Origin of the sequence: Capnocytophaga gingivalis, from assembly GCF_002302415.1 — a bacterium.
GTDB lineage: Bacteria > Bacteroidota > Bacteroidia > Flavobacteriales > Flavobacteriaceae > Capnocytophaga > Capnocytophaga gingivalis.
Map to the genome: position 1 here is coordinate 1,812,526 of NZ_CP022386.1, position 25,149 is coordinate 1,837,674.

Annotated in this window: 21 protein-coding genes; 15 read left to right on the forward strand and 6 right to left on the reverse strand. The window is 40.7% G+C overall.

The genetic code is table 11. The features are described 5' to 3' along the window. Positions 1–116 precede the first annotated feature (116 nt). The gene (locus CGC50_RS08585; protein ID WP_095910494.1) at positions 117–3,275 is read left to right on the forward strand and encodes an efflux RND transporter permease subunit; all 3,159 of its coding nucleotides are present in this window, start codon (positions 117–119) and stop codon (positions 3,273–3,275) included. Between the two features lie 131 nt (positions 3,276–3,406). Here CGC50_RS08585 and CGC50_RS08590 read toward each other — a convergent pair whose 3' ends face one another. Together CGC50_RS08590 and CGC50_RS08595 are read right to left on the reverse strand one after the other, a co-directional pair. Further along, positions 3,407–4,399 (reverse strand): NAD(P)H-dependent glycerol-3-phosphate dehydrogenase, encoded by a 993-nt coding sequence (locus CGC50_RS08590; RefSeq protein ID WP_002665787.1) that lies wholly within the window; start codon positions 4,397–4,399, stop codon positions 3,407–3,409. A 120-nt stretch (positions 4,400–4,519) separates the two neighbouring features. After that, positions 4,520–5,845 carry an alginate export family protein gene (locus CGC50_RS08595; RefSeq protein WP_095910495.1) on the reverse strand — a complete coding sequence of 442 codons (1,326 nt, stop codon included), beginning with the start codon at positions 5,843–5,845 and terminating at the stop codon, positions 4,520–4,522. A gap of 378 nt (positions 5,846–6,223) precedes the next feature. Between CGC50_RS08595 and CGC50_RS08600 the strand changes: the two genes are divergently transcribed. Beyond that, positions 6,224–7,402 (forward strand): OmpA family protein, encoded by a 1,179-nt coding sequence (locus CGC50_RS08600; protein WP_095911328.1) that lies wholly within the window; start codon positions 6,224–6,226, stop codon positions 7,400–7,402. 84 nt (positions 7,403–7,486) lie between these two features. Here the strand turns inward: CGC50_RS08600 and lipA are convergent, their stop codons facing one another. From lipA to CGC50_RS08615, 3 genes are all read right to left on the reverse strand, one after another. Then, entirely contained in the window at positions 7,487–8,359 is an 873-nt protein-coding gene (gene lipA, locus CGC50_RS08605) for a lipoyl synthase (RefSeq protein ID WP_095910496.1), read from the reverse strand. A 61-nt stretch (positions 8,360–8,420) separates the two neighbouring features. Then, positions 8,421–9,665: a sulfate adenylyltransferase subunit 1 gene (locus CGC50_RS08610; RefSeq protein ID WP_002665696.1), complete on the reverse strand. Its 1,245-nt coding sequence runs from the start codon at positions 9,663–9,665 to the stop codon at positions 8,421–8,423. Positions 9,666–9,690: 25 nt separating this feature from the next. Then, positions 9,691–10,992, reverse strand: a complete 1,302-nt coding sequence (locus tag CGC50_RS08615; protein ID WP_002665863.1) for a M23 family metallopeptidase — start codon at positions 10,990–10,992, stop codon at positions 9,691–9,693. Positions 10,993–11,338: 346 nt separating this feature from the next. Here CGC50_RS08615 and CGC50_RS08620 point away from each other — a divergent pair, with 346 nt between their 5' ends. From CGC50_RS08620 to CGC50_RS08665, 11 genes are all read left to right on the forward strand, one after another. Further along, positions 11,339–11,599, forward strand: coding sequence for a phosphopantetheine-binding protein (locus CGC50_RS08620; protein WP_095910497.1), 261 nt, complete (start codon positions 11,339–11,341; stop codon positions 11,597–11,599). Between the two features lie 2 nt (positions 11,600–11,601). Further along, complete coding sequence (locus tag CGC50_RS08625; RefSeq protein ID WP_095910498.1) at positions 11,602–12,822, forward strand: beta-ketoacyl-[acyl-carrier-protein] synthase family protein; 1,221 nt, start codon at positions 11,602–11,604, stop codon at positions 12,820–12,822. 101 nt (positions 12,823–12,923) lie between these two features. Next, positions 12,924–13,526, forward strand: coding sequence for an NAD(P)H-dependent oxidoreductase (locus CGC50_RS08630; protein WP_262482353.1), 603 nt, complete (start codon positions 12,924–12,926; stop codon positions 13,524–13,526). A 56-nt stretch (positions 13,527–13,582) separates the two neighbouring features. Further along, entirely contained in the window at positions 13,583–14,584 is a 1,002-nt protein-coding gene (locus tag CGC50_RS08635) for a pentapeptide repeat-containing protein (RefSeq protein ID WP_095910500.1), read from the forward strand. A 44-nt stretch (positions 14,585–14,628) separates the two neighbouring features. Further along, a complete protein-coding gene (locus CGC50_RS14105) occupies positions 14,629–14,985 on the forward strand; it encodes an AlbA family DNA-binding domain-containing protein (RefSeq protein WP_232781079.1) in 357 nt (118 codons plus the stop codon). Between the two features lie 27 nt (positions 14,986–15,012). Next, on the forward strand, positions 15,013–16,401 hold the full coding sequence (locus CGC50_RS08640) for an ATP-binding protein (protein WP_232781081.1): 1,389 nt from the start codon (positions 15,013–15,015) through the stop codon (positions 16,399–16,401). 13 nt (positions 16,402–16,414) lie between these two features. Then, a complete protein-coding gene (locus CGC50_RS08645; protein WP_095910501.1) occupies positions 16,415–16,873 on the forward strand; it encodes a DUF6714 family protein in 459 nt (152 codons plus the stop codon). Positions 16,874–16,894: 21 nt separating this feature from the next. Continuing rightward, positions 16,895–18,010 (forward strand): SH3 domain-containing protein, encoded by a 1,116-nt coding sequence (locus CGC50_RS08650; protein WP_095910502.1) that lies wholly within the window; start codon positions 16,895–16,897, stop codon positions 18,008–18,010. An 11-nt stretch (positions 18,011–18,021) separates the two neighbouring features. Beyond that, positions 18,022–18,795, forward strand: coding sequence for a DUF695 domain-containing protein (locus tag CGC50_RS08655; RefSeq protein WP_095910503.1), 774 nt, complete (start codon positions 18,022–18,024; stop codon positions 18,793–18,795). A 127-nt stretch (positions 18,796–18,922) separates the two neighbouring features. Continuing rightward, positions 18,923–20,494, forward strand: a complete 1,572-nt coding sequence (locus CGC50_RS08660) for a hypothetical protein (protein WP_095910504.1) — start codon at positions 18,923–18,925, stop codon at positions 20,492–20,494. Between the two features lie 42 nt (positions 20,495–20,536). Next, positions 20,537–21,001: a DinB family protein gene (locus tag CGC50_RS08665; protein ID WP_095910505.1), complete on the forward strand. Its 465-nt coding sequence runs from the start codon at positions 20,537–20,539 to the stop codon at positions 20,999–21,001. A gap of 148 nt (positions 21,002–21,149) precedes the next feature. Here CGC50_RS08665 and CGC50_RS08670 read toward each other — a convergent pair whose 3' ends face one another. Further along, the gene (locus tag CGC50_RS08670) at positions 21,150–22,427 is read right to left on the reverse strand and encodes a toxin-antitoxin system YwqK family antitoxin (protein WP_095910506.1); all 1,278 of its coding nucleotides are present in this window, start codon (positions 22,425–22,427) and stop codon (positions 21,150–21,152) included. Between the two features lie 508 nt (positions 22,428–22,935). On the opposite strand from CGC50_RS08670, the gene CGC50_RS08675 reads away from it, so the two are divergent. Together CGC50_RS08675 and porK are read left to right on the forward strand one after the other, a co-directional pair. Further along, the gene (locus CGC50_RS08675) at positions 22,936–23,451 is read left to right on the forward strand and encodes a PAS domain-containing protein (protein WP_095910507.1); all 516 of its coding nucleotides are present in this window, start codon (positions 22,936–22,938) and stop codon (positions 23,449–23,451) included. A 303-nt stretch (positions 23,452–23,754) separates the two neighbouring features. After that, entirely contained in the window at positions 23,755–25,140 is a 1,386-nt protein-coding gene (gene porK, locus CGC50_RS08680; protein ID WP_002665808.1) for a T9SS ring complex lipoprotein PorK/GldK, read from the forward strand. Positions 25,141–25,149: the final 9 nt, after the last annotated feature.

Consider the following 25,149-nt stretch of genomic DNA (forward strand, 5'->3'; position numbering starts at 1 on the left):
GACTGTAGGGGCGAATTGCAATTCGCCTTTCAAAGAGAGGCAATTCGCCCTTTCAAAGAGGATAATTTGCCCTTTCAAATAATTTAAAAAAACGAACAAAGAATAATTAGTGTTTTATGATAAAAAGTTTTATTAACAGACCGGTGCTATCAACGGTAATTTCTATCTTGATAGTGATCTTGGGGGTATTGGGAATCCTTTCACTTCCTGTATCACAATACCCAGATATTGCTCCTGTAACCGTATCGGTAAGGGCAAGTTATGGAGGTGCCAATGCGGAGACCGTGCTCAAGGCGGTAGTAATTCCACTCGAAGAACAAATCAACGGGGTGGAGAATATGGACTATATTGTCTCCTCTGCTTCCAATAGTGGTTCAGCGAATATCACGGTATATTTCAAAAATGGAATGGATCCAGACAATGCTGCGGTGTTGGTACAGAACCGTGTATCGTATGCCAATGCGATTCTCCCTGCTGAGGTAAAACAAGCAGGGGTAACCGTAGAGAAGCGTGAGGCAGGTAACCTGATGTTCCTTACTTTCTTCTCGGATAACCCTGAAATAGATGAGGTATTCTTGGAGAATTACTTGGCGATCAATGTGATTCCAGGACTCAAGCGTATCACTGGAGTAGGTGATGCCGAGGAGTTCGGAGGGAAAAACTACTCTATGCGTATATGGCTGGACCCACAGAAGCTTCAGGCATATAAGCTGAACCCAACAGAGGTTACTGCAGCTATTTCTTCTCAGAGCTTGGAAGCGGCTGCCGGTACCTTGGGGCAGAACAGTGGGAGTTCTTACGAATATACTATTAAGTACAAGGGAAAATATAATAAAGTTTCCGAGTATGAAAACATTGTACTTAAAGCTATGGAAGGAGGGCGTATCCTTCGCTTAAAAGATGTAGCAAAGGTGGAGCTTGATGCCATGGGCTATACAAGCTTCTCCGAGAGTAAGGGGCGCCCAGCTATTGCCATGGGAATTTCTCAGACACCAGGGGCTAATGCACATGCAGTGGTACAGAACATAGAAACATACCTCAAGTCTATCGAGAAAACACTCCCTGAAGGGGTGACTTATTCGATTAACTTCAATGTGAATACCTTCCTCAATGCTGCTATTTCTAAGGTGGTTTCTACCCTCTTGGAAGCCTTCCTTTTGGTGTTCTTGGTGGTATATCTTTTCCTACAAGATTTCCGTTCTACATTGATTCCAGCTATTGCGGTACCAGTATCCATTGTCGGTACGTTCTTCTTCCTCAATATCTTTGGGTATTCTATCAATATGCTTACTTTGTTTGCTTTGGTATTGGCTATTGGTATTGTGGTGGACGACGCGATTGTCGTCGTCGAGGCCGTCCATTCCAAGATGGAACATACGGGAGAAAAAGCCAAACCTGCAACGATCTCGGCTATGAACGAGATTACAGGAGCCATTATCTCTATTACCTTGGTCATGGCAGCAGTATTTGTACCTGTTACCTTTATTGAGGGGACAACAGGGGTATTCTATAAGCAATTCGGGGTTACTCTGATTGTTGCGATCTTTATTTCGGCTGTCAATGCGCTTACTCTCAGTCCGGTACTCTGTTCACTCTTCCTCAAACCCCACGGAGATAAAGAATATCAGAATAAGTCATGGATGGGTAAGTTCTTCCATAAGTTCAATATAGCTTTTGATGCCGCTACGCTTAAGTACGGACAGACCTTTACGTTCTTCCTCCGTCACAAATGGGTCACCTTAGTGCTCTTTGCTGTAGCAGGGGCAGGAATTTACTTTGCAAATAATAACTTACAAAAGGGATTTGTCCCCAACGAAGACCAAGGTTTTGTGCTGATGGATGCTTCCATGATACCTGGAGCTTCTATGGAGCGTGTAGCCAATCAGTTGCGCGAGGTAAGCAAAGACCTCAATGAGATTCCTGGAGTGGAAAACTTTACCTTTGTAACAGGGAATGGGATGCTCTCTGGTGCAGGTAGCAACAATGGTATGGGCTTTTTTACCCTCAAGCCTTTTGAGGAACGTGCTAAGCACCCTGACCAAAGTATAGACGCTATTATAGGCAAGGCTTTTGCTGCGGCATCTAAGATTAAGGATGCACGTATTCTCTTTTTCCAACCGCCTGCTGTATCAGGATTTGGTATGGGAGCAGGGGTATCTTTTGCTTTACTAAACAAATCGGGTGCCGATGTTACTGAGATCAATAAGGTTACTCAAGAGTTTATGGCAGCCCTTAATGCACGTCCTGAAGTGCAGTATGCCCAAACCTCTTTCAATACCGATTTTCCTCAGTATCAGATGGATATCAATGTAGAACGTGCCATGCAGTCAGGAATAGCGGTAAGTACCATTCTTTCTACCTTACAGAACTATATAGGAGGGTATTATGCTACTGACTTTACGCTATACGGAAAACAATTCCGTGTGATGGTGCAAGCATTACCAGAGGATCGTAAGGATGTCAATAGTCTCAACAATCTCTTTGTGAAGACAGGTACAGGAGAGATGGCGCCTATATCAGAGTATGTAACCCTAAATCGTGTATTTGGGCCTCAGGCAATTAGTCGTTATAACCTCTATACTTCTGTGGATATATCCGCGGCTACCAACGAAGGCTATAGTACAGGGGATGTGGTAAAAGCAATAGAAGAAGTAGCAGCTCAGAAGCTCAATAGTAATTATGGAATTGACTATACTGGTCTTACCCGCGAGGAGCAAAACGCAGGTTCACAGACGATTGTTATTTTCCTCTTGAGCTTGATATTTACTTACTTTATCCTTTCGGCTCAGTATGAGAGCTATATCTTGCCGCTTTCAGTACTTATGTCTTTGCCTTTTGGTATCTTTGGGGCATATTTGGGGCAATGGCTCTTTGGCTTGGAGAATAATATTTATTTCCAGATTTCATTGATTATGCTCATGGGGCTTTTGGCTAAGAATGCCATTTTGATTGTGGAATTTGCCATACAAAGGCGCCGACATGGCGAGAGTCTCTCCAAGGCTGCGATTAATGCCGCTATGGCACGTTTGCGTCCGATCTTGATGACCTCTTTTGCCTTTATCGTGGGGCTATTACCTTTGGTATTTGCTTCAGGAGTGGGAGCTGCCGGTAACCGCTCGGTAGCGACAGGTGCCGCTATAGGCCAGCTCATCGGTACTTTCTTTGGGTTGATCGTCATTCCGGTACTCTTCGTAATATTCCAACACCTACAAGAGCGTATCTCTGGGGTAAAACACAAAGAAGAAGTCTTTGTTGCACCGACAGACAACTATTAATAAGTGAAGAATGAAGTGAGAGCTGCACAGGCAAATATGCTACAAGAGTAGACAAAAATAGGAAGTGAACCTCAAGTTCACTTCCTATTTTATTTAGATAACTTGTATCTCCAAGATTATTCTTCACTCTATTAGTCCATTTCTTCAGTGAGTTTTTGGAAGGTTTCACGTGCAGAGTGGTGTAGGTAGAGTACTTTGTATACGGCGTTGAGAATAGGAGTGTAAGCAGGTAATGCTTGTCGCTGGTTGATCTTGTAGGCATTCTCCACGGCATAGTATCCTTCAGCGACCATATTCATTTCCATAAAGGCACTGCGCACTGAGTACCCTTTACCTATCATACTACCAAAGAGGCGGTTACGGCTGAAAGCGGAGTAGCCTGTAACCAAGAGGTCTCCCAAGTAGGCCGACTGGTTGATGTTGCGTGCTATAGGGTGAATGGTATCCACATAGCGCTCCATCTCGCGTATGGCATTGCTCATTAGCACACTCTGAAAGTTATCCCCATACCCCAAGCCATGGGCGATTCCCGCCGCGATGGCATAGATATTCTTGAGCATAGCTCCATACTCTACTCCTATGATATCCTCACTGATCTTGGTGCGGATAAAGGTACAGCGTAGGGCAGAGGCCATTTCTTCGGCTTTGAGAAGGTCTTCACAAGCGATAGTTAGGTAGGAGAGTCGCTCCAGTGCGACCTCTTCTGCGTGGCAGGGACCTGTGATCACCCCTACATTTAGTGGGTTGATCCCATAGGCTTGTATCAGGTGCTCACCTACTACCAAGCCCGATTCAGGAACAATCCCCTTGATAGCTGAGAATACTACCTTTTCCTTAAGTGAAAGGGTGAGCTTGGAGAGTTCTTGTACCAAGAAGGCTGAAGGAATGACAAAGATTATATAGTCAGCTTCTTCTATAGCCTCATTGATGTTGCTTGTCAGGTGAAGCTTCTCGGTATGAAGCTCCACTGAGGAGAGATAGTTGGGGTTGTGGCGGTACTGTCGGATATGCTCTATAGCATGTTCATTGCGCATGTACCAAGTGATCTGAGGAAGGTTCTCGGTAAGGATCTTTACTATGGCCGTAGCCCAAGAGCCTCCTCCTAAGACGGTATATCGTTTCATTACATGTATATTACTATTCAGCCCAAGAGTTTCAAAAGAAAAGCTGCGCCACAAAGGTACGAAAAATTATCAGAATAGGAAAATTTTTCCTGTGACAAGGCAGCCATTTCCACAGTTCTCTTAGAGCTTAAGCATCGTAGGGTTGATATTGATACTACACCAGAACCAATCTTGCCAAGGGCGGGTAGCTGAAAAACCGCGTAAGGTATTGTAGCTACCAGATACTTTATGTACGGAATAGCCCACTTGTAGAGAAGCAAAAGGTTGTAGCTTATGAGTATATACTAGGTCAGCTTCTACCCCTAAGTTGCGAGTTTTGCCATCTATCTTGCCTGCAGAACGGAAGTAGTGTCCTGTAGCAGAAAGGTTTCCTTTTTCACTTGTCTTTACAGTGGCACTGATGTAAGGGTTGAAGAGTCCTACTTTAGGAGTGTAGCTTACATAATAGTAGTCCATAAAGCCATAGAACTTATGGTTGGTACCACTGAAAGGGGTGAATACCTTATCCTTGTCAGAGCTATCTGGAGTATTGTTACCACTGAGGTAGTCTATACCCATAGTGGCCGATAGTGAGGGGAGGAATTTGTATCCTACCATGGCAGCCAAGAGATAGGCTTCCTTAGTAGCTCCTGTATTGTTTTTTCCTGTTTGTAGATAGGCTTCTGCTCCATAGGATAGGCTTTCGGAACGTCCGCGGTAGTGTACGCCAAAGGTTTGCATGTTGTAATCCGCTTTGTCATCGTTGCGTAGTCCTAAGTTGGCAAAAAGGAAGGAAAGTTGCTGCTCTGGAGTGAAAGCATAGTGAGCATGTAGGGCTTCCATATGCTGATAAGGTTGTCCAGGGGTGAAGTATTGTCCCTTAGGGTTGTTTACATTACCATTGATTTTGTCAGTGGCAGCCTTGCCATCCAAGTAGTTTTGATTGAAAGCGAAGAAAGAGCGCAGGTAGAGGTTCTCCACCGGTCTCCAGTTGATATTCACTGCATCATGAGCCCGTCCGGCAGGATGCCAGTCAAGAGAGCCGAAGATACGATCTTCGTCCAAGACAATCTGTTGGCGACCGAGCTTAAGGTCAAATCCTCCTCCCAGAGGTAGCGCTGCATAGGCCTCGAATACCGAGAGCCCTCCTGTACGATCAATCACTTGTACCTGTGGTGCTTGTCCCCAGATATTCACCTGTTGCAAGGACACATACAGCTGTAGGTCTTGGCGAAAACGATAATCCATATTCAATCGTAGACGGTTATTGACCAAAATAGCAGGTTCTTCCCCTTCTTGTAGGGCTTGATACGCACCATTACGGTATTCAAAACGTGGACGAAGCTGTCCTGATAGAGTAAAGAAGTGTTCCTTTTCCTCTACCACAGGAGCATCTCCTTGCTCCTGTGCCATACCTGCTAATGGAACTAAGGCCATGGCCATACTAAAAAATGTAATTCTATTCATAACCTGTTGTTAGTTTTTAGTTTTCAAAGATATATTGTAGCTCTTCACTACATACCCAACGCTGAGAATTGCTGGCTTCTCTCTTTTATGCAGCAGCAAAGATACAAAAAAATAATTAATTTCCAATGATTTAATGATTAATTCTATTTACTACCTAACTATTGTGATCCATTCCCAAATTGCTTGTGATGAGTTATCTATTCTCTCCCTTTTTTCATTAAAACTTTAACAAACAAAATGGTATAAAACTGCTAAAAAACCTGAAAAACTGCTAAAAATCGAGGTTTGAGAAATAAAATTTGTGGTAGGTAGAAAAAAAGTTATACATTTGCGCCGAATTTTAAAATGATAAAAAGAACTTACAAAAAAGATTTTTTTATGAAAAAGAATATTTTAACTCTCGCAGCTATCCTAACAGCTGCAGTAAGTGCTAATGCACAAGAAACGCTAAGCGGTAGCAAATTTTTTGACAACTGGCAAGTAGGTGTTAAGGGAGGAGGATTCTCTTGGACTACTCGTGAGGCTTTCATCAAAAACACTCGTGCCACTTTTGGAGCAGAGATAGGCAAACAAATCTCTCCAGCGTTCCGTTTAGGAGTAGAAGGAATGGCTTATGTTCGTCCTATTGATTTTGACAATGAAGCTAAATATGGAAACTTTATCGATCAAACTAATGTAAGCTTGGTAGGTACTGTAAACCTTAGCAACCTTATCCTTGGATACAAAGAAGCACCTCGTTTCTTTGAACTAGAAGGTTTTGCTGGTTTAGGTTGGGCTCACATATACCCACAAGGCGCTGATAACAGAAAAGCTCCTGCTCCATTAAATAGCATGACAGCTCAGTTTGGTTCTAACTTGTTGTTCAACTTAGGTCAAAGCAAAGCTTGGGGTATCAAAATCAGCCCAGCACTTATCTATTTTGTTGATGGTGTAGAAAACCCTGCTGAATCTAACTCTCAAAATGAGTTGAACCTCAAAAACTCTTGGACTCAAGTAACTGCTGGTGTGGTTTACCGCTTCAAAGGTAGCAATGGAGCTCACCACTTCACCAGACCTTCTAACAGAGAAGAATTGGAAGCGCTTAACAAACAATTGGCAGGTCTTCGTGAAGATCTAAGAGGAAAAGACGGACAGCTTTCTGAAAGCCAAAGACGTATTGCTCAGTTAGAAAAAGAGTTGGAAGAAGCTCGCAACAAAAAACCTGAAATAATCGAAAGAACTGTTACTAAGAGCAAAAAGACTTTGGAATCAGTAGTTACTTACCGTGTAGGTAGAACTAATATTGAGCCTTCTCAGTTGCCTAACGTAGAGCGTATCGCTACTTACCTTAAGAAATATCCTAACAGCAAGGTAGTGATCAAAGGATATGCTTCTCCAGAAGGAAACTTAGAGAAAAATCAAAAATTGGCTGCTGATCGTGCAGAATCTGTAAAGAAAATCTTGGTTACTCGTTACAAAATTTCTTCTGATCGTATCCAAGCAGAAGGAAATGGTATCGGAGATATGTTCAGCGAACCAGATTGGAACCGCGTAAGTATCTCTACTATCGTAGAATAATCTATAATATAAGTGATTTTTAAAAGAGAAAGGCTGTCGTAAGACAGCCTTCTTTTTATATAGAAAGTTGCAAATAGGCTTAGGTTATTCTACATGCTTATAGGCCTTGTAAGAAGAGCGTACCAGAGCACTACTTTCGAAGTGGCGGAAGCCTAAAGAATCCCCTATTTCTTTGTATTTTTGGAACTGATCAGGAGTGATGTATTGTTTTACAGGGAGGTGCTTCTTAGAGGGTTGTAGGTATTGTCCTATGGTGACTATATCTACCTTAGCTTCTTTTAGGTCATAGAGGGTTTGTATGACCTCTTCTTCGGTCTCGCCCAAGCCAAGCATAATACCCGATTTGGTACGATGAGCACCATTTTCTTTTAGATAACGTAATACCCCCAAGCTTCGGTCGTATTGGGCTTGGATACGCACCTCACGGGTAAGGCGGCGTACGGTCTCCATATTGTGGGAAATCACCTCTGGTGCTACAGCCAAAATACGGTTGAGATTGCGCTCTACTCCTTGGAAGTCAGGGATAAGGGTCTCCAGTGTCGTCTTGGGGTTCATACGGCGAATAGCCTTGACAGTCTCTGCCCAGATGATACTTCCCATATCCTTGAGGTCGTCGCGGTCTACGGAGGTAATCACCGCATGGGTGATATTCATCAGCTTGATAGAGCGGGCTACCTTTTCAGGCTCTTCCCAGTCTATCGTATCAGGACGCCCTGTTTTTACCCCACAGAAGCCGCAGGAGCGCGTACAGATATTTCCCAAAATCATAAAAGTAGCGGTACCATGTCCCCAGCATTCGCCCATATTAGGGCAGCTCCCAGAAGTACAAATGGTATTGAGCTGATATTTGTCCACCAAGCTACGTAGCTCGGTATATTTCTTTCCTGTAGGGAGCTTCACCCTAAGCCACTGTGGCTTAGTAGTTTTCTCTACAGAAGTAGTAGTTGTAGTGTCCATAAAAACAGTTGTTAGTTCTTAGGTGTTAGTTGTTGGTAACTCAAAATTTAAAACTCAAAACTCAGAACTCATTGATAAGAACGCCTGCTACAGTAGCATTGCTGGTTTCATCAATCAGAATAGCGCTACCCATAGGAGGATTCTCTTCGAAAGGATCATACACAAGGGGCGAGGCGGCTTTGAGTTGAACCTTAGCTATCTCGTTCAGTTTTACACTCTTGCTTTCAGTATCTTGGGCAAGAGTATTGACATCTATTTTATAGATAATTTCTTTGACAATCACCTTGGTAAGGCGGGCGCGCTGTTGGAGTAGGTATCGGCTACCTTCTTGCAGCTCTCGGCGATCCATCCAGCAGAGGGTAGCCTCCAAGGTTTGTTCTATATGTGGCTCACTATCAGCCTTGACCAGATAATCCCCTCGTGAGATATCTATATCATCGCTGATATGCAATACCGCAGGAGTACCCGCTTGTACTTCTTCTACTTCTTTTCCATCTACTTCTATACGGCTTAGGGAAGTGGTAACCCCTTGGGGAAGGATAGTCAGGGTATCTCCCTTGGTGTAGGTACCTGAGAGGACTTGCCCTGCATAACCTCGATAGTCGTGGAGCTCCTCTGTCTGAGGGCGGATCACGTACTGCACTTGGAAGCGTGGCTTGTCATAAGGATGGCTATTGATCTGTACTCTCTCTAAGAAATGAAGCAAGGAATCTCCCTGATACCAAGGCATGGCGCTGGTGGTATTCACTATATTATCTCCTACAAAAGCAGAAATAGGGAAGTAGTGTACTTGCTTGAGGTTTAGTTGTTTTGCTATACCTTCGTATTCTTTCTTGATATTGTCAAATACCTTTTGGTCATAGCCCACCAAGTCCATTTTGTTCACGGCGACCACTACCTCAGGGATGTGAAGCAGGGAGGCAATGATAGAGTGTCTACGAGTCTGTTCGGTTACCCCATTGCGAGCATCGACAAGCAGGATGATAAGGTCGGAGTTGGAAGCACCCGTGATCATATTACGGGTGTACTGTATATGTCCAGGGGCATCCGCAATGATGAACTTGCGCTTATCCGTGGCGAAATAGCGGTAAGCCACATCTATAGTGATACCCTGTTCTCGCTCAGCACGTAAGCCATCGGTGAGAATGGCCAAGTCTATTCCATCATCATTTTTATTTTTAGATTGCTGTTCTAAGGCTTCGAGCTGATCGGCCAAGATACTTTTACTATCGTATAACAAGCGACCGATAAGGGTACTTTTTCCATCATCTACACTGCCAGCAGTGATAAATCTTAATATATTCATTGTCTAATCGTTGTCTAAAGGTTTGTTACTTGGTAGGGAGGGTATCCACGGGGGTATCGGCTGAGCCAGAAGTGGTCTCTGTCGTCTGTATATTAGCATAAGGAACGGCGTCCAATTGCTTTTTCAGTGGAGTGACAAACTCCATATACCGAGGCTTTAGAGCTCCATCGATAGGAGTCGCCTCAGGGAGTTTCTCCTTCAGAGGGTCTATCTGCACCCCATTTTTCCAAAAGCGGTAACATACGTGAGGTCCTGTGGCGAGCCCTGTACTACCTACCAGCCCGATTACATCCCCTTGGGATACATGTTGTCCCTTGCGAGCAATGATTTTGGACATGTGTAAGTATTGAGTCTCGTAGGTCTTGTCATGGCGTATTTTTACATAGTTTCCGTTGCCTGATCCATAACCTGCCTGAGTCACTGTTCCACTGGCTGTAGCACGGATAGGGGTTCCTGTAGGTGCGGCATAGTCAGTCCCAAAATGCCCCTTCATACGGTGGAGGATAGGATGGTAGCGCATACCATAGTGGGAGGTGATACGGAAGATGTCCAAAGGAGACTTCAGGAACATACGCTTCATCATGTTCCCATTCTCATCATAGTAGCCACCTGCTTTGGTAGTATCGCTCTGGAAATGAAAAGCATAGTAAGGTTTCCCTTTGTGTTCGAAGAAAGCCGCTTTCACTCTTACCAAGCCTGCATTGATAGTATCATCCACATAGCGTTCGTCATAGATAATCTTGAACTTATCATCTTCCTGAAGGTGAAAAAAGTCGATGGTATAGTCAAAGATCTGAGAGAGCTTATAGGCAGCTGCAAAGGACATGCCAGACTTCATTACATCATCGATAAGGTTGTTTTTGATATACCCTCCTCCTTCTCTCTCTACGATGGTCACCTTGCGGTCTATTCTGCGAATTGCCAAAGAATCTCGGAGCTTGATTTCTATAAAGTGCAACAAATCAGGCTGGTATACAAAGTAAGCTAAGGAATCAGGCTGTTTTTTGTCATAGACCAAGGCATAGGGCTGTCCGGCACGGAAATTCTTTGGACGGATTAGTTCCTTGGAGAGGTCGGCTATTTCAGCAACTTTCTGAGCAGAAATATGCTGAGCTCCCAGTAGGGCGCCGAAGGTATCCCCCTGCTTTAGGGTATCCTTGACAATATTGTATTCTAAGAGGTTAAAGCCATATTCGTATACAGGCTTAGGAGGTGGAGGAGTCTCAACCACAGTAGATTGTGGTTCGGTTTTGGGTTCTCTCTTACAAGAGGGTATAAGGGCTGCAAGGCCTATCAGTAGTATGCTTCCTTGAAAAAGTCTCTTCATATGTGACAGTACGTAATTGGGAGAGCAAAGGTCGGTTTTTTTTTTCAAAGCGAAAAGTTTTTAATAGAAATTAGGATTTATTTAGGTATCAGATTAATGATCAATGATCAATGATTAATGATTAATGATTAATGGTCAATGATTAATTTGTTATTGCTCACTGTTTCCTACTCACTGTTCACCACTCACTGTTCACCACTCACTGTTCCCTGACCTCTGCTCACTGTTTCCTGACCTCTGCTCACTGTTTCCTGTTCACCGCTCACTGCTAAAGAATTGTTGTTAGTCATTTGTCATTTGTAATTAAAATTGTATCTTTGCAAAAAATTATAAATAACATAAATAAATGGATACACTTATTAAAGAACTAAAAGAAAAAGTAATAGAAGTGCTTAACTTGGAGGAAATGACTCCAGAAGATATCAAGATTGATACTCCTCTTTTTGGAGCAGAAGGTTTAGGTTTGGATTCTATTGACGCTCTGGAACTTATTGTCCTTTTGGATAAGGAATATGGTATTCGTTTGGCTGATCCTAAGCAGGGAAGAGATATATTCTACTCTATTCAGACCATGGCGGACTATATACAAAAGCACAGAACCAAATAGTCATGGGTGATAGAATTGTCATCACTGGTGTGGGTATCAGTTCCTCTCTTGGTCAGGGGCTGCCCATACATACAGAGGGCTTGCTCTCGGGTAGCACAGGGATTTCTCGGATAGATTATATAGAGACCCTCCATAGGGAACATATCAAGGTAGGGGAAATCAAGCGCTCCAATGAGGAGCTTGCTGCTTCCTTGGGGATTCCCCCTGTCAATGCCTATTCACGTACTTCTTTCTTAGGTATTGAAGCTCTTGGTGAGGCTTTGCAGAGTGCTGGGCTGAGCAAGGATGAAATTATGCAATTACCCTTAGTGATGGCTTCCTCTGTCGCAGGAATGGATATTACCGAGCGCTATTTTTATGAATATACGACTGCGCCTGAGCTGCGTCGCTATATCCACACCCACAATATAGGCGAGGTAACCGCCCAGATAGCCGATTACTTCGGGATCAAAGGCATGGTAACAAGTCTTAGTACTGCTTGTTCCTCCTCTGCCAATGCTATTATCACAGGAGCTCAGCTCATTCGCTCCCGAAGAGCCAAGAGAGTTGTGGTAGGGGGTGCTGATGCCCTTTCGAAATTCACCATTAACGGCTTTAATACCCTAATGATTCTTTCCGATATGGACTGTACTCCCTTCGATGCACATCGCAAGGGCTTGAACTTAGGAGAAGCCGCTGCTTTTCTCGTCTTAGAATCTCAAGAGGAAGCCCTTGAGAAGGGGCGAAAGATATGGGGAGTACTCTCGGGCTGGGGCAATGCCAATGATGCCTACCACCAGACGGCCTCCTCAGAAGAAGGAGAAGGGGCTTTCCTCGCTATGGAGAGAGCACTCCATCTGAGTGGTCTTATCCCCTCTGATATCGATTACATCAATGCGCATGGTACGGCCACAGTGAATAATGACCTCTCAGAGAGCCGTGCTCTTATGCGTATCTTCGGTGAAGAAGTACCTGACTTTAGTTCTACGAAGCCTTTCACAGGGCATACCTTGGCGGTAGCTTCTGCGGTGGAGGCAATATTTAGCCTTTTGGCGATCCAAGAAGGAGCGGTATGGCCTAACCTGAACTGGCAAACCCCTATGCCAGAGGTGCCTCTTCGCCCACAGACAACACTCAAGCGCAAACCCATTAGGCATGTATTGTCCAATTCCTTCGGATTTGGAGGAAACTGCTCAACGCTTATTTTTAGTAAAGCCAGCGAATGCCCACAGTTGGGTATGTGAAAGATGTAAATAGATAGAATACCAAGCTTATTTAATACTATTCCACTATGAGATCATTAAAAAACATTTCTTTTCTATTGTTTCTTGTAGGATTTCCTCTTATGTTGTTTTCACAGTCCAAAACATATAAGGTTTTTTCACCAGCAAGTAAAATTTTAGTTATCTCAGGACATCCTCATTTAGAGAATTCCAATGTGAATAAAGTTATTCTAAAAGAATTAGAAAAACATTTCGGAGAGCAAATCAGTATCCGTAGATTGGACAAGCTTTATCCTGATTATCAAATCAATATAAAAGCAGAACAAGAAGCTATAAAGAATGCTGATTTTATCGTCCTACAGTTTCCTTTCTATTGGTACAGCACGCCAGCACTTTTAAAAAAATGGATAGACGATGTGCTATATGACTATTTCCCAGGTAATAATCTTTCGGGCAGATTCAAAGATAAGGTAGTCATCGCTTCCATTACTATAGGTGGCTCAAAAGAAAGATATACACCACCCCATAAAACAGTGGAGACTTACCTTATTCCTTTACAAGAAACCTTTGAAATCATTGGGGCGGAGTGGGAACTCCCCGTGTATTCATTTGATGCAGTCCTCTCCAACAAAAATCTATCCAAGACGACACTCCAGCATTTTTTAGAACTTGAAAAACGAATAAATAAAAACAATGTGATTCTTCATGAACGAAGATGTTGGTAAGGGAAGAGAATTATATACTATACTTTGCCCTATAATTAGCAAGCAAACTAACTCCTATGGCAATATCAACAAAACTCAAAAGACGTTGGGATATCTATCCCACTTTGCAAGAGGTGCTCACGGCAACTCAAAACCTTAGTGTATCTCCTTTCGGACTTACCGAAGGGGGCTTGCAGGACTTTCGTGGGATTAAGCTCATAGGCGAAAGAGCGCAAGTTCCTTTGCGAAATGGCTATATGTGGGAAAACATATCCCAACCCCTCCACACCTCCCTATCTTATGCCGATTTTACAGGCTCGGTATGGCAGTATTTTGCCATTGAAGAAACAGACGATTTTACCCCTGTGATTGATCACGTTATTTTCGACGAAAGCATGTTTCAATTGAGTGCCTATGCTATTTGTGGAAATGGAGCCACCTTCTTATCGTGCAGTTTTGCTGGTTGCAAATACAAATGGGGAGATTTTATAGGGGCTACACTAAAAGACTGTCGTTTTACCCAAATTAAAAAGAATGTCCGCTTAAAGTTCAATAGTTGTAAACTATTAGAGAACTGCCTATTTAGTGGAGAAATCCACAAGGCACATTTTGGGTATTCCAATCTGAAAAACTGTACCTTTGAAGTGCTGTTATACGACTGCTCGTTTGAAGGGGTTGAAAAGATAGGGAACCTGCGTAAAGGTGAGATTATTCCGCCTGAAAAGGTAGATAACAGAATGGATGGACTGGATTTTTCTAAGGCGGATATCATAATGTGTAGCTTTCAGTCATTTTGTTATTTGGATAAAGTGAAACCCTCAAAAAACAATTGTATATTCAAGGTAACCGATGAATTTCACAACTGTTTGCTTTCCATTATAGAAAATAACAACAGTCCTTTAAAAGAGAAATTGATAGAATACGCAAAATTATTCTACGCTCCGCACACTACAACCCCTTATGAAGTAGTACATCCTAATAATTTTTCATTCAAACATCCAGAAGAAACTGAACTGAGTCAGCAACTCTACAATTTTGTTTGTGAGGCTGCAGAAGCTACTGGGTGTAGGGTGAAGTAGAGAGGAGAACAATCTAAAAAGAATTACAGAATTGATTATCAATTATGGATGCAACAGATATAAAAGTATTGCTAAAAGTAGGAGAACGCATCTCCTTTGAATGCAAGAAAGCCGAAAATAATATTCCAAAGTCGGTGTGGGAAACTTATTCTTCTTTTGCCAATACTATTGGAGGTATTATTGTTTTGGGTATTACTGAAAATATCAAGTTTGCAGGTGAAGCCAATCATTTTGAAATTACAGGAATTACGAATCCACAGAAATTGAGAAAAGAGTTTTTTGATACACTCAATAGCAATAAAGTAAATCGTAATATCCTTACTGATAGCGATGTTGAAATTATAGATTACGAAGGTGTTTCTTTAATGTGTATCACTGTTCCTCAAGCTGATTATAGGTAACGCCCTATCTATATTAATGGCAATATGATGAATGGTGCCTTTAAGCGAAATTATGAGGGGGACTATCACTGCACTGAAGAAGATGTGAAAGCAATGATTCGCGATGCCAATGATAGCGGGAATGACGGAATACTGATAGAACACTATAATACAGATGATATTGATAGTGCTACCCTTAGTGCCTATCGCAACAGATTTAGAACTGCTAACCCCGACCATATCTGGAATGATTATGATGATAAGGATTTTTCACTCAATATAGGAGCTTATACCAAAGATAGAAATACAGGTAGAGAAGGGCTTACATTGGCAGGTTTGCTTCTCTTTGGCAAAGGACTTTCTATAAGAGAACGCTTTGATAATATCCGTATGGATTATCTTGATTATACTAACTTAGAAGAGGAAAGCCGTTGGAGTGATCGCTTAACTTACGATGGGCGTTGGGAGAATAACCTCTATAACTTCTTTATGCGGGTACAATCCAAACTTATTAGCGATATCAAGCGTCCTTTCACTCTCAAAGGTATGGAACGCGAAGATGATAGTTTGCTACACAAAGCTATTCGTGAGGCACTCACAAATTTAATTATTCATACTGATTATATGCTAACAGGGGTTTTGAAAGTAGAGAAGTATGACAATCAGTTTGTATTTTCTAATCCTGGTTCACTTAAAATACTTGTAGTTGATATTTATGAAGGAGGACACTCCAAAGCGCGAAACCCTCATATACAAGCCATTTTTAGAATGATTGGTTTCGGTGAGAATATAGGCTCTGGATTTCCTACCATTTTAGAGGCTTGCAAAAAAGAAAACTGGCGCAGACCTCTATTAAGCGAACGTCCCGATTTGCACTTGGTAGAACTTACTCTTTCTATGATTTCACTAATATCGTCTGAATGTGAAACACAGCTTTTGGAAATCTATGGTGATGATTATAAAGAAATAGAAAAAGAAGAGCAACTTATTTTGGCTACAGCGTTTAGTGAGGGGATTATTGCTAATAATACAGTACAATTACTCCTTGACAAAAATCCGTTAGAAGCAGGAAAGCTACTCTATGCCTTAGTAGCAAAAGATATGCTATTATCCACTAACAAAGGACGTTGGACTACTTATGTTATTAACAAAAAATATACTCAAGGAGTAGAAAACTCAAGGAGTAAAACTCAAGGAGTAAAAAGGCAAGGAGTAGAAAAGGCAAGGAGTAATAAAAAAGAAAAAATTATTGAACGTATTATAGCTTTTTGTCAAGAACCTCACACCTTGCAAGAAATAGCACAAGAATTAGGTTTCTCTGACCGCTATAAGATGAAAAGAAAATATATAAATCCTTTGTTAGGTGATGTGCTACAAATGACTTCTGTAGAGAGTAAAAATGCTCCTACTCAGAAATATGTAGTAATCAACAAATGAGAAAATCAGCAAAATGACAAACCTCATTCACACCATACAGCAAGCCTTTTCTGGCGTTACCTTGGGCAACGGCATAGGGCTCAGCGAGGGCAATGCTATGGATGATTATGCCCCAGCCGAAGAACGCGCCCGCTGTCGCAAGCAAGATGAGCAAACCCATTGGCACAAGATACCTATAGAGCTTCTCAACCAATATTATGTAGCCCTCTGCTATTTCGACCCCGAAGGAATGCGATTTCACCTGCCCGCTTTCCTTATTGCCGACTTACAAGGGCTGTTCCGTTTTGACCTTGTCTATACATTTATCCATTTAGACCAGTACAAAGAGCAACAATTCTCATTGCTAAACGCTCAGCAAAAACAAGCGGTCGCTCAATACCTGCGCTGGATATGCACCGACCCCAATTGTCATACCACTGCAGACGATACCACTGCCATCGAAGAAGCTCTTTTACTATTTTGGGAGGAATAAAATATAATAAATTGAAAATGAATGTCTTATAACAATTACTTACATACACGGTTATTGCCAATTTTACTCATCAGTTGTTTATTTAGCAGCTGCCAATATTTCTCATCCTCTCCTGCCCAAGAAGAGGTAATCGACACCGCTGATGTAGTTTATACAGAAAAGAAGGATTCAGTTGAGAATACACACACTGAGGGTAAAAGAATAGGTAACCCTATTGATTATAATACACCTACGATTAAAGAAGTTTATGTAACCACCCGCGATAGTATTGATCTTTATGAAGAAGCTGACGACAAAAGCGCACGTCTTGGCAAATTGCCTTATGCTGAAAAAGTAGAGGTAGTTCAAGAACTTAACTCTTGGTATGGCATAAAACAACGCCCCCAAAGGAAGTACAAGCGCGATGGCGAGGAGATTATCTTATGGCAATGGGAAAAACTCTTTATTAAAAAAGAACAAACAGGTGATATTAGCCAAATAAAACTCAACTATAAAGAACTGATTACTACTGAAGGCAAGAAACTGTTCAAGAAAATAAACATTCGTTTTGTGACTAAAGACGAATATCTCGCTCAAAAAGCCAATGCGGTTGACTTTGTAGATACTACCAATACTATCAAAAAAGTAAAAGGGAAACTGCGCCTTCCTTGTCAGGAGTGTAAAAACAAATATGTTACTTATATTGATAGCCTTGCGCCTAAGTACGATGACAATAGAATAGAGCATACCTATATAGGGGGAATACCCTTTCTAAATCAATATCTTATCAGTACTACATACTATGAAGATTGGGATTATACCTTGATTGACAAAACCACAGGTAAAAAGTTTACTTTAGCCGCTTATCCTTATATTACCCCAGATAGACAGTATTTTATGACTCTATTAGACAATGTCTATGAAGGAGTTACTGAATTCTCACTTTATAGTATTGATGAGACAAATAAAATAAAGCAAGTATTTTCAACCGCTTTTACCCAGTGGGCATTAGTGTTGGATGAAAAGGATAGAGAACAAGTCTTTATGGGAAGTGATGGGAATCTCTATGCCAAAGTAATTAATGTCTCTGTTCGTTGGGATCAAAAAGGGCACTATAACCCACGAGGTCAGTATATCTGTATTAGTCTTAAAAAATAAATCAAACTTATATGAACAATAAAAATCTTCCCCAAAATTGGGATTTCTTTATGTGCCGTATTGAAGGCGCTCCCGCCTCTATACGCACCAACTTAGCCTTGATTGAGGTCGCTCCTCTCGAAGGACTCTCTCAGCGCTTGCAGTTCTATATCAAAATGCAAAATCCTAGACCCGACGGACTTTCTTCCAATGAAGAATATCCTATCCTCTGTGATATAGAGGACGCTATAGGTGAAAAAGCCGAAGCTACAGGGGCTGTATTAGCAGGGGTGGTGAAATCGGAAGGGTTTTTAGAACTCTGGTTTTATACCCAAAATGCCGAGGCTTTGGCAAAAACTTGTGAAGATGCATTACAAACTTTTGAGGGCTATCAGTCGGGGTATAATATAGCCGAAGACCCCGAGTGGGAAGATTATTTCGGTTTCCTCTACCCCGATGAGTTTTCTTACCAAACGATGCAAAACCGCAAAGTGCTAATGCAACTCGAAAAGAATGGCGATAAGATGGAGGTGCCTCGCGAAATCGACCATTTTATCTACTTCAAAGAAGCGGCTCAGCAACAGGCTTTTGCCAAAGAAGCTGAAGCCAAAGGTTTTAAAGTACGTTTTAACGATGATGAATTTGTAGAAGATCGAAAAGCAGAAGGAAAAGAATATCCCTATATGGTAGAAGCCACCCGTGAGGACAGTCCTTTGGATATCGATGATATCGTATGGGATTTGTTAGAACTCGCCTCTCCTTTTGAAGGTAATTACGATGGCTGGGGCTGTGCAAATGTACAATAATATACTACCTCTGTATCGGACAAGAATAATACACGGCAATTGGATTCACAAAAAGGATACTACCAATTCCCATTGCGTACGGCATTACACAAGGAGTATTGTCTATTATTAAAATATCTGTCTAAGAATGAAAAGAATCTTTTTTTTATTAGTCTTGTTAGGGTCTCTTTCTAAAAGCTACGCAGGTCCTATACTAACTTTCTATGAAGACTTCAGTTTAAAAATAGAAGGTGAAAAAGTGTATTTAGTAAAAAAATACTATAGTAATCGTAATAAAATTGCGATTACTTCTTATGAAAAATACTTATTGCCTTTTGATAGTAAAGAGGCTCATATTGTTATGACAAATGTGGAGGATAAAAATGAATTAATCATTGCTAATGCCAATGATTACTATTTTGTGGAGTATTTTAGAGATTATACAAATTTGAAACAGTGTGTAAGAGCTGTCAAAATGTTTCCTACTAATAGTGTTACTCAAACTTTTAGGAATAATTGCTTTTATGTAAATGGTAAGTGGGTGAGGGTAGCCATGAAATATGGTGAGCTTATCACTACTCCAATGCCAGATTTTCCCCAGCACCCTACTGTTATTGCTGAATTGGAACATACTACTTTGTTAAAAGATAAAAACTTTGTGTATGAGTATAATAACCGAACATATACTTTAAAAAAGATAGAGGGACTCAATGCTAAAACCGTACAATTTCAAAAAACCAATAGTTATGACAAAAATCTGTTATATGACGATAATACTTTTTATGTAATGGATTACAATGGGACTGATCTTATGGAAATCACTAAAGATCTGAGAGCAAGAGGCTGTAAGAGAAAATTTACTGAGGCTACTTTTATCAAGTACCGAAGTGAGGGAGAGCTTTTTGAACAGTATTTGTTGGATTTTAAAGACGGTAATTTGTGGAGTTGTGATAAGTATGGTAACGATAGATTTGTACTACCCATTAAGAATGCTACTTATGTAAAAGACCTTGAAATGGTAAAAACAAGCGAAGGATATTATATTTCATTGCGAGATGATGATCAACCTATTGATATGAGTATTGTGCCAAATCTCAATAAATTACACAAGGTAAAGTATGCTTTTCATTACTTGAATCAGAGCTATGATTTGTATACTGATGGAGAACAACAATATATTTGCATGTATAATATTTCTCAGCATAGAATATTATACCCTCTACAGGTAGAAAAGCACATTTGGGAAGCCTTCACCTCTAAACAAAAATATTATCACTATGAAAAAACATTAGGAGATGACTCAAGCACCACACAAATAGCTGTAGTAGGCAACCAATTGGTAATATATAAAATTACCGCCCTATTTAGTAAAAACTATTTAGAAGCACACCATACGCTCCCCATTGAGATTGTTAAAAAAATACCCCTTACATCAAAAGTCAAAGACCTAAAAATGTGTTATGCCACAAGAGATAAACTCATTATTGACGATATCATTATAGATAATATAGCTGATTTTGATACGCTTACTTTTGTAGGAGCCATTTATACATATGATTCACAACAGAGAGAATATGGCTACAAAAGTTATTTCAAAGATAAAAACAGTGTGTATTCTTACTATGAGAAGTCTCAAGAGATGATTAAGGAAAACTACGACCCTAAAAATTTTGATGAAGAAGCCGTGTGGAAACTCAGAGTTAGGCGACCTGGCGATTAGGTCTAAATCAATAGCAAATTATTATATTAACATATTATCATTATGACAAAAGCATTTGACTTACACAAGGCCATCCGTGCCCGTCTGTTGCGCTTCTTGGACGAAGCTACCCCAGAACAATTAGCGCTCATCCCTGAGGGCTTTCATAACAATATCCTATGGAATATAGCCCATTGTGTGGTCACCCAACAGCTGCTGTGCTATAAGCTCGCCGGAGTGACCCCTCATGTGTCGGAGGAGTTGATTAACACTTACAGGAAGGGTACCTACCCCGATGGACATATCCCAAGCCAAGAGGAAATTGCTACCCTTCGCCAGCTACTGACTTCCACCCATGACCAAATCATTGAGGACTATCAAAAAGGGGTGTTTGCAGGGAAAGACTATCCTGTATATGAAACCTCCTTTGGCTATACCCTCCATAGTGTAGAGGAGGCCATTCTCTTTAACAACACTCACGAGGGGATGCACATAGGGACAATATTGGCTTTGAGGTATTTTGTGTAGAAGACTAAGAGGCTCAAGCACTACAAAAATCAATGGACAAAGCAGTGACGGGAGTGATTCTCCCTGCTTATGAAAGTAACGTGTTACAAAGTCAAGACAATACCCTGTGAGGAATGAGAAGAGGAGTGAGAGAGCAACAAGCAAGCTCTCACTTCTTTGTCTTCTCCCTTGTATCCTTTAGTTCATAGCGGGTTACCTGCATCTGATTGCCATTTTTGTAGGTAATCTCCTGCACAGTTTCTCCTTCTGGGTTGAAGTACTTCCAAGTACCCTCTTTTTGGTTGTGTAGGTATTGTCCTATTATATAAGGATTGCCCGATAGGTGGTATTCCTTATAAGTACCCTCGCGGCTACCTTCCTTGAAGTTGATTTCCTTTTCTAAGTTTCCTTTTAGGGAATAGTACTGCCAGAGACCATCCTCGTAATCCTTCAGGTAGTTGCCCTTAAGTAAGGTACGCCCGCGCTCGTCATATAGGATATACTTACCCTCACGTTTTCCATTTTTAGAAAAACTCTCCTCCTTGACCTGTCCGTTAGGATAGAAAGTCTTCAGGTGGGCAGGGTAGTTATTCTCATAATTGCTGTCCTCGAGCAATACTCCCAGGTCATCATATAGTTTGTAGGGTCCATGGCGCTTATCTCCCTTGAAGGTAGCTAGCTCACGGAGCTTGCCATTCTCATGGTAGCGCTCACGTACCGATGTACCATTGGGCTTGTATTCCTGTCTCTCACGTAGGGTGCCATCCTCAAGTTTTGTTTCCCACTTACCTACAGGGACATCCTCTTTGTAGTACTCAGTGATATATTGTTTTATTCCACTGCGGCGGTCATAGTAGCGCATATACCACTGTTTGCCATCTTTTTTACCCATCTTGTAGTGTTCTATCTCTATAGGCTTGCCATCCTCGTCATATTCCTTCCATTCTCCATCGGGTTTGTCGGCCTTGTAGTGTAAGTCCTTGACTACTTTTCCATCGGAGAACTCGCGAAAGCTTCCTTCCATTTGGTCATTTTTGTAGAAATATTCCCTCCAGAGCATCCCACTACGAGTATATTCTCTATAGAATCCAGTAAAGATTCCAGCGGTGAGTTCTATCTCTTTTTTTACTTTTCCATTAGGATGATATTCACGGCTGACCCCTGTCAGCTGTCCATTCTTATAGCTTCTTTCAGCCATAATTTTTCCGTTGCGGTCGTAGTATTTGGCGATGCCGTTGAGTTTTCCATCCGAAAAAGAGGCTTCATAGTATTCCCCATTGCCCTGAGAAATCTTATAGGCTCCATTCAGGGGCGACTTATCCTCATAGAGGCTAAAGAGACTCTCCATGCCAAACTTTTTTTCTTCTATATCACTTTGGTTTAAGAGTTTTTGCCCATATCCTCCAGCGAAGGAAAATAGGAATAAGGTGAAAATAATCTGTCTCATAAGAAAGTTTTATGAATTTTTGAGTGTACAAAGATAAAAATAATTTTCAAAATAACCATATATTTAGAAAAAATTAGTATCTTTGCGGCAGTATTAGTACATTGTCTTGAGTATATCTTTCATAAGAATCTAGATAAAAGAAAAAAGTTGACAGAGATACTAAAAGAAAAAATTACCATAAGAAAGTGCTTAAAGGAGATAGTATAGGGATTTTTTAGGCATTGGATTTTGTAAAAATAGAGGATAAAAATATTAAAATTATCCAAGAAGAATAGAAATATTTCCTCGTTGTTAATAAATATTTAAGGAAGGGAAAGTTAAGAAAGTATTTTTTATAAATCATTGATTATAAATATTTTGTTGTTTTTCTAATTATACTTAATTATATATTATGGTATAAATGAAAAATGGTTAATAAGTTTTTATGAAAAAAAGATAAAAAAAAACGTTTTTTTATTTGTTTCTAAAAATATTTTTATATCTTTGCGCCGAATAAATAGTTAGACTTATGAGTACACCAGTGAATAAAGAAGTTGCTTGGGACAAGACCAAGACAATTATGAGTAAAACCGATGCAAAGGGCACTATAGAGTATGTAAATCAAGTGTTTATCGATGTATGCGGTTATTCAGAAGGAGAGCTAATAGGCAAGCCTCACAATATAATTCGTCATCCTGACATGCCTAAGACAATATTCAAAATTCTATGGGATAACATCCAAAAAGGGATTAACTTCCATGCAATTGTTAAAAATATGGCTAAGTCAGGGGAGTATTACTGGGTGATTACCGATTTTGATATTATCCGAGATCCAAGTGGACAAATCATCAATTATATGGGGCGTAGAACTTCTGTTCCTTCTCAGACTATAGAAAAATATATAGGCCCCCTTTACCAAAAAATACTACAGGCAGAACAAGCCGGTGGTGTAGAAGCTGGAGAAAAATACTTTGAACAATTCCTCAAAGATCAGGGAAAAGATTACCTTACTTATATAGAGGATGTAATATTGGAGTTTAAATAAATCCAAAAAAACTTGTAAAACTAATCGTGAAGAATTAAACAACAAAGGGAGGTACATGTAAGTGTCCTATACAATCTTCCATTACAAAGACAAAAGATAATTAACAAAAGAAGTGTTAATAACTTTTTTTAAGAATAATTACCATTCGAAATCTTTGTAACTTTTTGAAAATCAATATGCACTAAATTCTTTAAAAAGATAATTGTATAAAGATTTTTTAAAAATAGAAGGAATTTGTAAAAAAAATAGTGTAGGACAAATAAAAATGCCTACATTTGCCATCCCGAAATAATATTGTAGATTATGATATTGAAACTAAAAAAAGTAGCACTTATTGTAATAGGTTATCTGGTGGTATCCTGCGGTTCAGGTAATGACCGAGGAGAGCTTGTAGGTGTAAAAGGAGGGCAGTGGAAACAGCCTAAACCTTATGGGATGACACTTGTGCCAGGTGGTGCTTTCGTAATGGGTAGCTCAGATTATGACAAAGCTCATACAGAGGATGCTACTACGAAGACCGTAACAGTGAGTCCTTTCTATATGGATGATACAGAAATCACCAATGGAGAGTATCGCCAGTTCGTCAACTGGGTGCGTGACTCTATCGTTCGTCGTAAATTGGCTATCATGGCAGAGGAAAGTGGTCAGTCTGCTGGTGGGGAAGGTATAGGACAATATGCTTTCCTTGATACTGATCAGGAAAAACTCAATGCTTATGATAAGTATATGTACGAAAATTATGGAGATAAGGACAATCCTGAAAAACGTAAGATCAATCGTAAAGTAAAGCTTATCTGGGATAAGGAAAAATATCCTGACGAACATTACGTAGAGGTGATGGATACTATGTATGTACCTATTGAGGAAACATATAATGGTCGTCGTCCCTTGGATGTAGATAAGCTCGTTTTCAAATATCAATGGATGGATATTGAGGCGGCTGCTCGTTCTCACAAAAAAGGTCGTAAGGACTTTATCAAAGAAGAGATCGTCAAAATATATCCTGATACTACAGTATGGATTAAGGACTTCAACTACTCCTATAACGAGCCTATGCATAATGACTACTTCTGGCACTATGCTTATAGCGAATATCCTGTAGTAGGAGTTACTTGGAGACAAGCTAAGGCTTTCTGCGAATGGCGTACCTTATATAAGAACTCTTTCCAAAAAGCTAAGAAGAAAAAAGATGTGAATGCTTTCCGTCTTCCTACAGAAGCAGAATGGGAATTTGCTGCTCGTGGTGGCTTAGAGGGTGCTACTTACCCTTGGGGAGGTCCTTATACAGTGGATAGTAAGGCTTGTTTTATGGCCAACTTCAAACCAACTCGTGGGGACTATGCCGCTGATAACGCTCTCTATACAGTAGAAGCTAAGTCTTACCACCCTAACGGATACAATCTCTATAACATGGCAGGTAACGTATCTGAGTGGACTAATACTTCTTATGATTCTAACTCATACGAATATATGTCCTCAATGAACCCTAACGTGAATGACCAAAAGAACAAACGTAAGGTGATCCGTGGTGGTTCTTGGAAAGATGTGGCTTTCTATACACAGGTGGCTACCCGTGATTATGAGTATCAAGACTCTGCCCGTAGCTATATCGGTTTTCGTACCGTACAGAGCTTCATGGGTGTTCAGAGAGTGGATACTAAAAAAGGTAACTTAACCAACATGAGATAGTGAAAAATT

Coding starts and splice junctions, on each gene's coding strand:
- CGC50_RS08585 (WP_095910494.1), top strand. CDS start 117: ATGATAAAAAGTTTTATTAACAGACCGGTGCTATCAACGGTAATTTCT.
- CGC50_RS08590 (WP_002665787.1), bottom strand. CDS start 4,399: ATGAAACGATATACCGTCTTAGGAGGAGGCTCTTGGGCTACGGCCATA.
- CGC50_RS08595 (WP_095910495.1), bottom strand. CDS start 5,845: ATGAATAGAATTACATTTTTTAGTATGGCCATGGCCTTAGTTCCATTA.
- CGC50_RS08600 (WP_095911328.1), top strand. CDS start 6,224: ATGAAAAAGAATATTTTAACTCTCGCAGCTATCCTAACAGCTGCAGTA.
- lipA (WP_095910496.1), bottom strand. CDS start 8,359: ATGGACACTACAACTACTACTTCTGTAGAGAAAACTACTAAGCCACAG.
- CGC50_RS08610 (WP_002665696.1), bottom strand. CDS start 9,665: ATGAATATATTAAGATTTATCACTGCTGGCAGTGTAGATGATGGAAAA.
- CGC50_RS08615 (WP_002665863.1), bottom strand. CDS start 10,992: ATGAAGAGACTTTTTCAAGGAAGCATACTACTGATAGGCCTTGCAGCC.
- CGC50_RS08620 (WP_095910497.1), top strand. CDS start 11,339: ATGGATACACTTATTAAAGAACTAAAAGAAAAAGTAATAGAAGTGCTT.
- CGC50_RS08625 (WP_095910498.1), top strand. CDS start 11,602: ATGGGTGATAGAATTGTCATCACTGGTGTGGGTATCAGTTCCTCTCTT.
- CGC50_RS08630 (WP_262482353.1), top strand. CDS start 12,924: ATGTTGTTTTCACAGTCCAAAACATATAAGGTTTTTTCACCAGCAAGT.
- CGC50_RS08635 (WP_095910500.1), top strand. CDS start 13,583: ATGGCAATATCAACAAAACTCAAAAGACGTTGGGATATCTATCCCACT.
- CGC50_RS14105 (WP_232781079.1), top strand. CDS start 14,629: ATGGATGCAACAGATATAAAAGTATTGCTAAAAGTAGGAGAACGCATC.
- CGC50_RS08640 (WP_232781081.1), top strand. CDS start 15,013: ATGAATGGTGCCTTTAAGCGAAATTATGAGGGGGACTATCACTGCACT.
- CGC50_RS08645 (WP_095910501.1), top strand. CDS start 16,415: ATGACAAACCTCATTCACACCATACAGCAAGCCTTTTCTGGCGTTACC.
- CGC50_RS08650 (WP_095910502.1), top strand. CDS start 16,895: ATGTCTTATAACAATTACTTACATACACGGTTATTGCCAATTTTACTC.
- CGC50_RS08655 (WP_095910503.1), top strand. CDS start 18,022: ATGAACAATAAAAATCTTCCCCAAAATTGGGATTTCTTTATGTGCCGT.
- CGC50_RS08660 (WP_095910504.1), top strand. CDS start 18,923: ATGAAAAGAATCTTTTTTTTATTAGTCTTGTTAGGGTCTCTTTCTAAA.
- CGC50_RS08665 (WP_095910505.1), top strand. CDS start 20,537: ATGACAAAAGCATTTGACTTACACAAGGCCATCCGTGCCCGTCTGTTG.
- CGC50_RS08670 (WP_095910506.1), bottom strand. CDS start 22,427: ATGAGACAGATTATTTTCACCTTATTCCTATTTTCCTTCGCTGGAGGA.
- CGC50_RS08675 (WP_095910507.1), top strand. CDS start 22,936: ATGAGTACACCAGTGAATAAAGAAGTTGCTTGGGACAAGACCAAGACA.
- porK (WP_002665808.1), top strand. CDS start 23,755: ATGATATTGAAACTAAAAAAAGTAGCACTTATTGTAATAGGTTATCTG.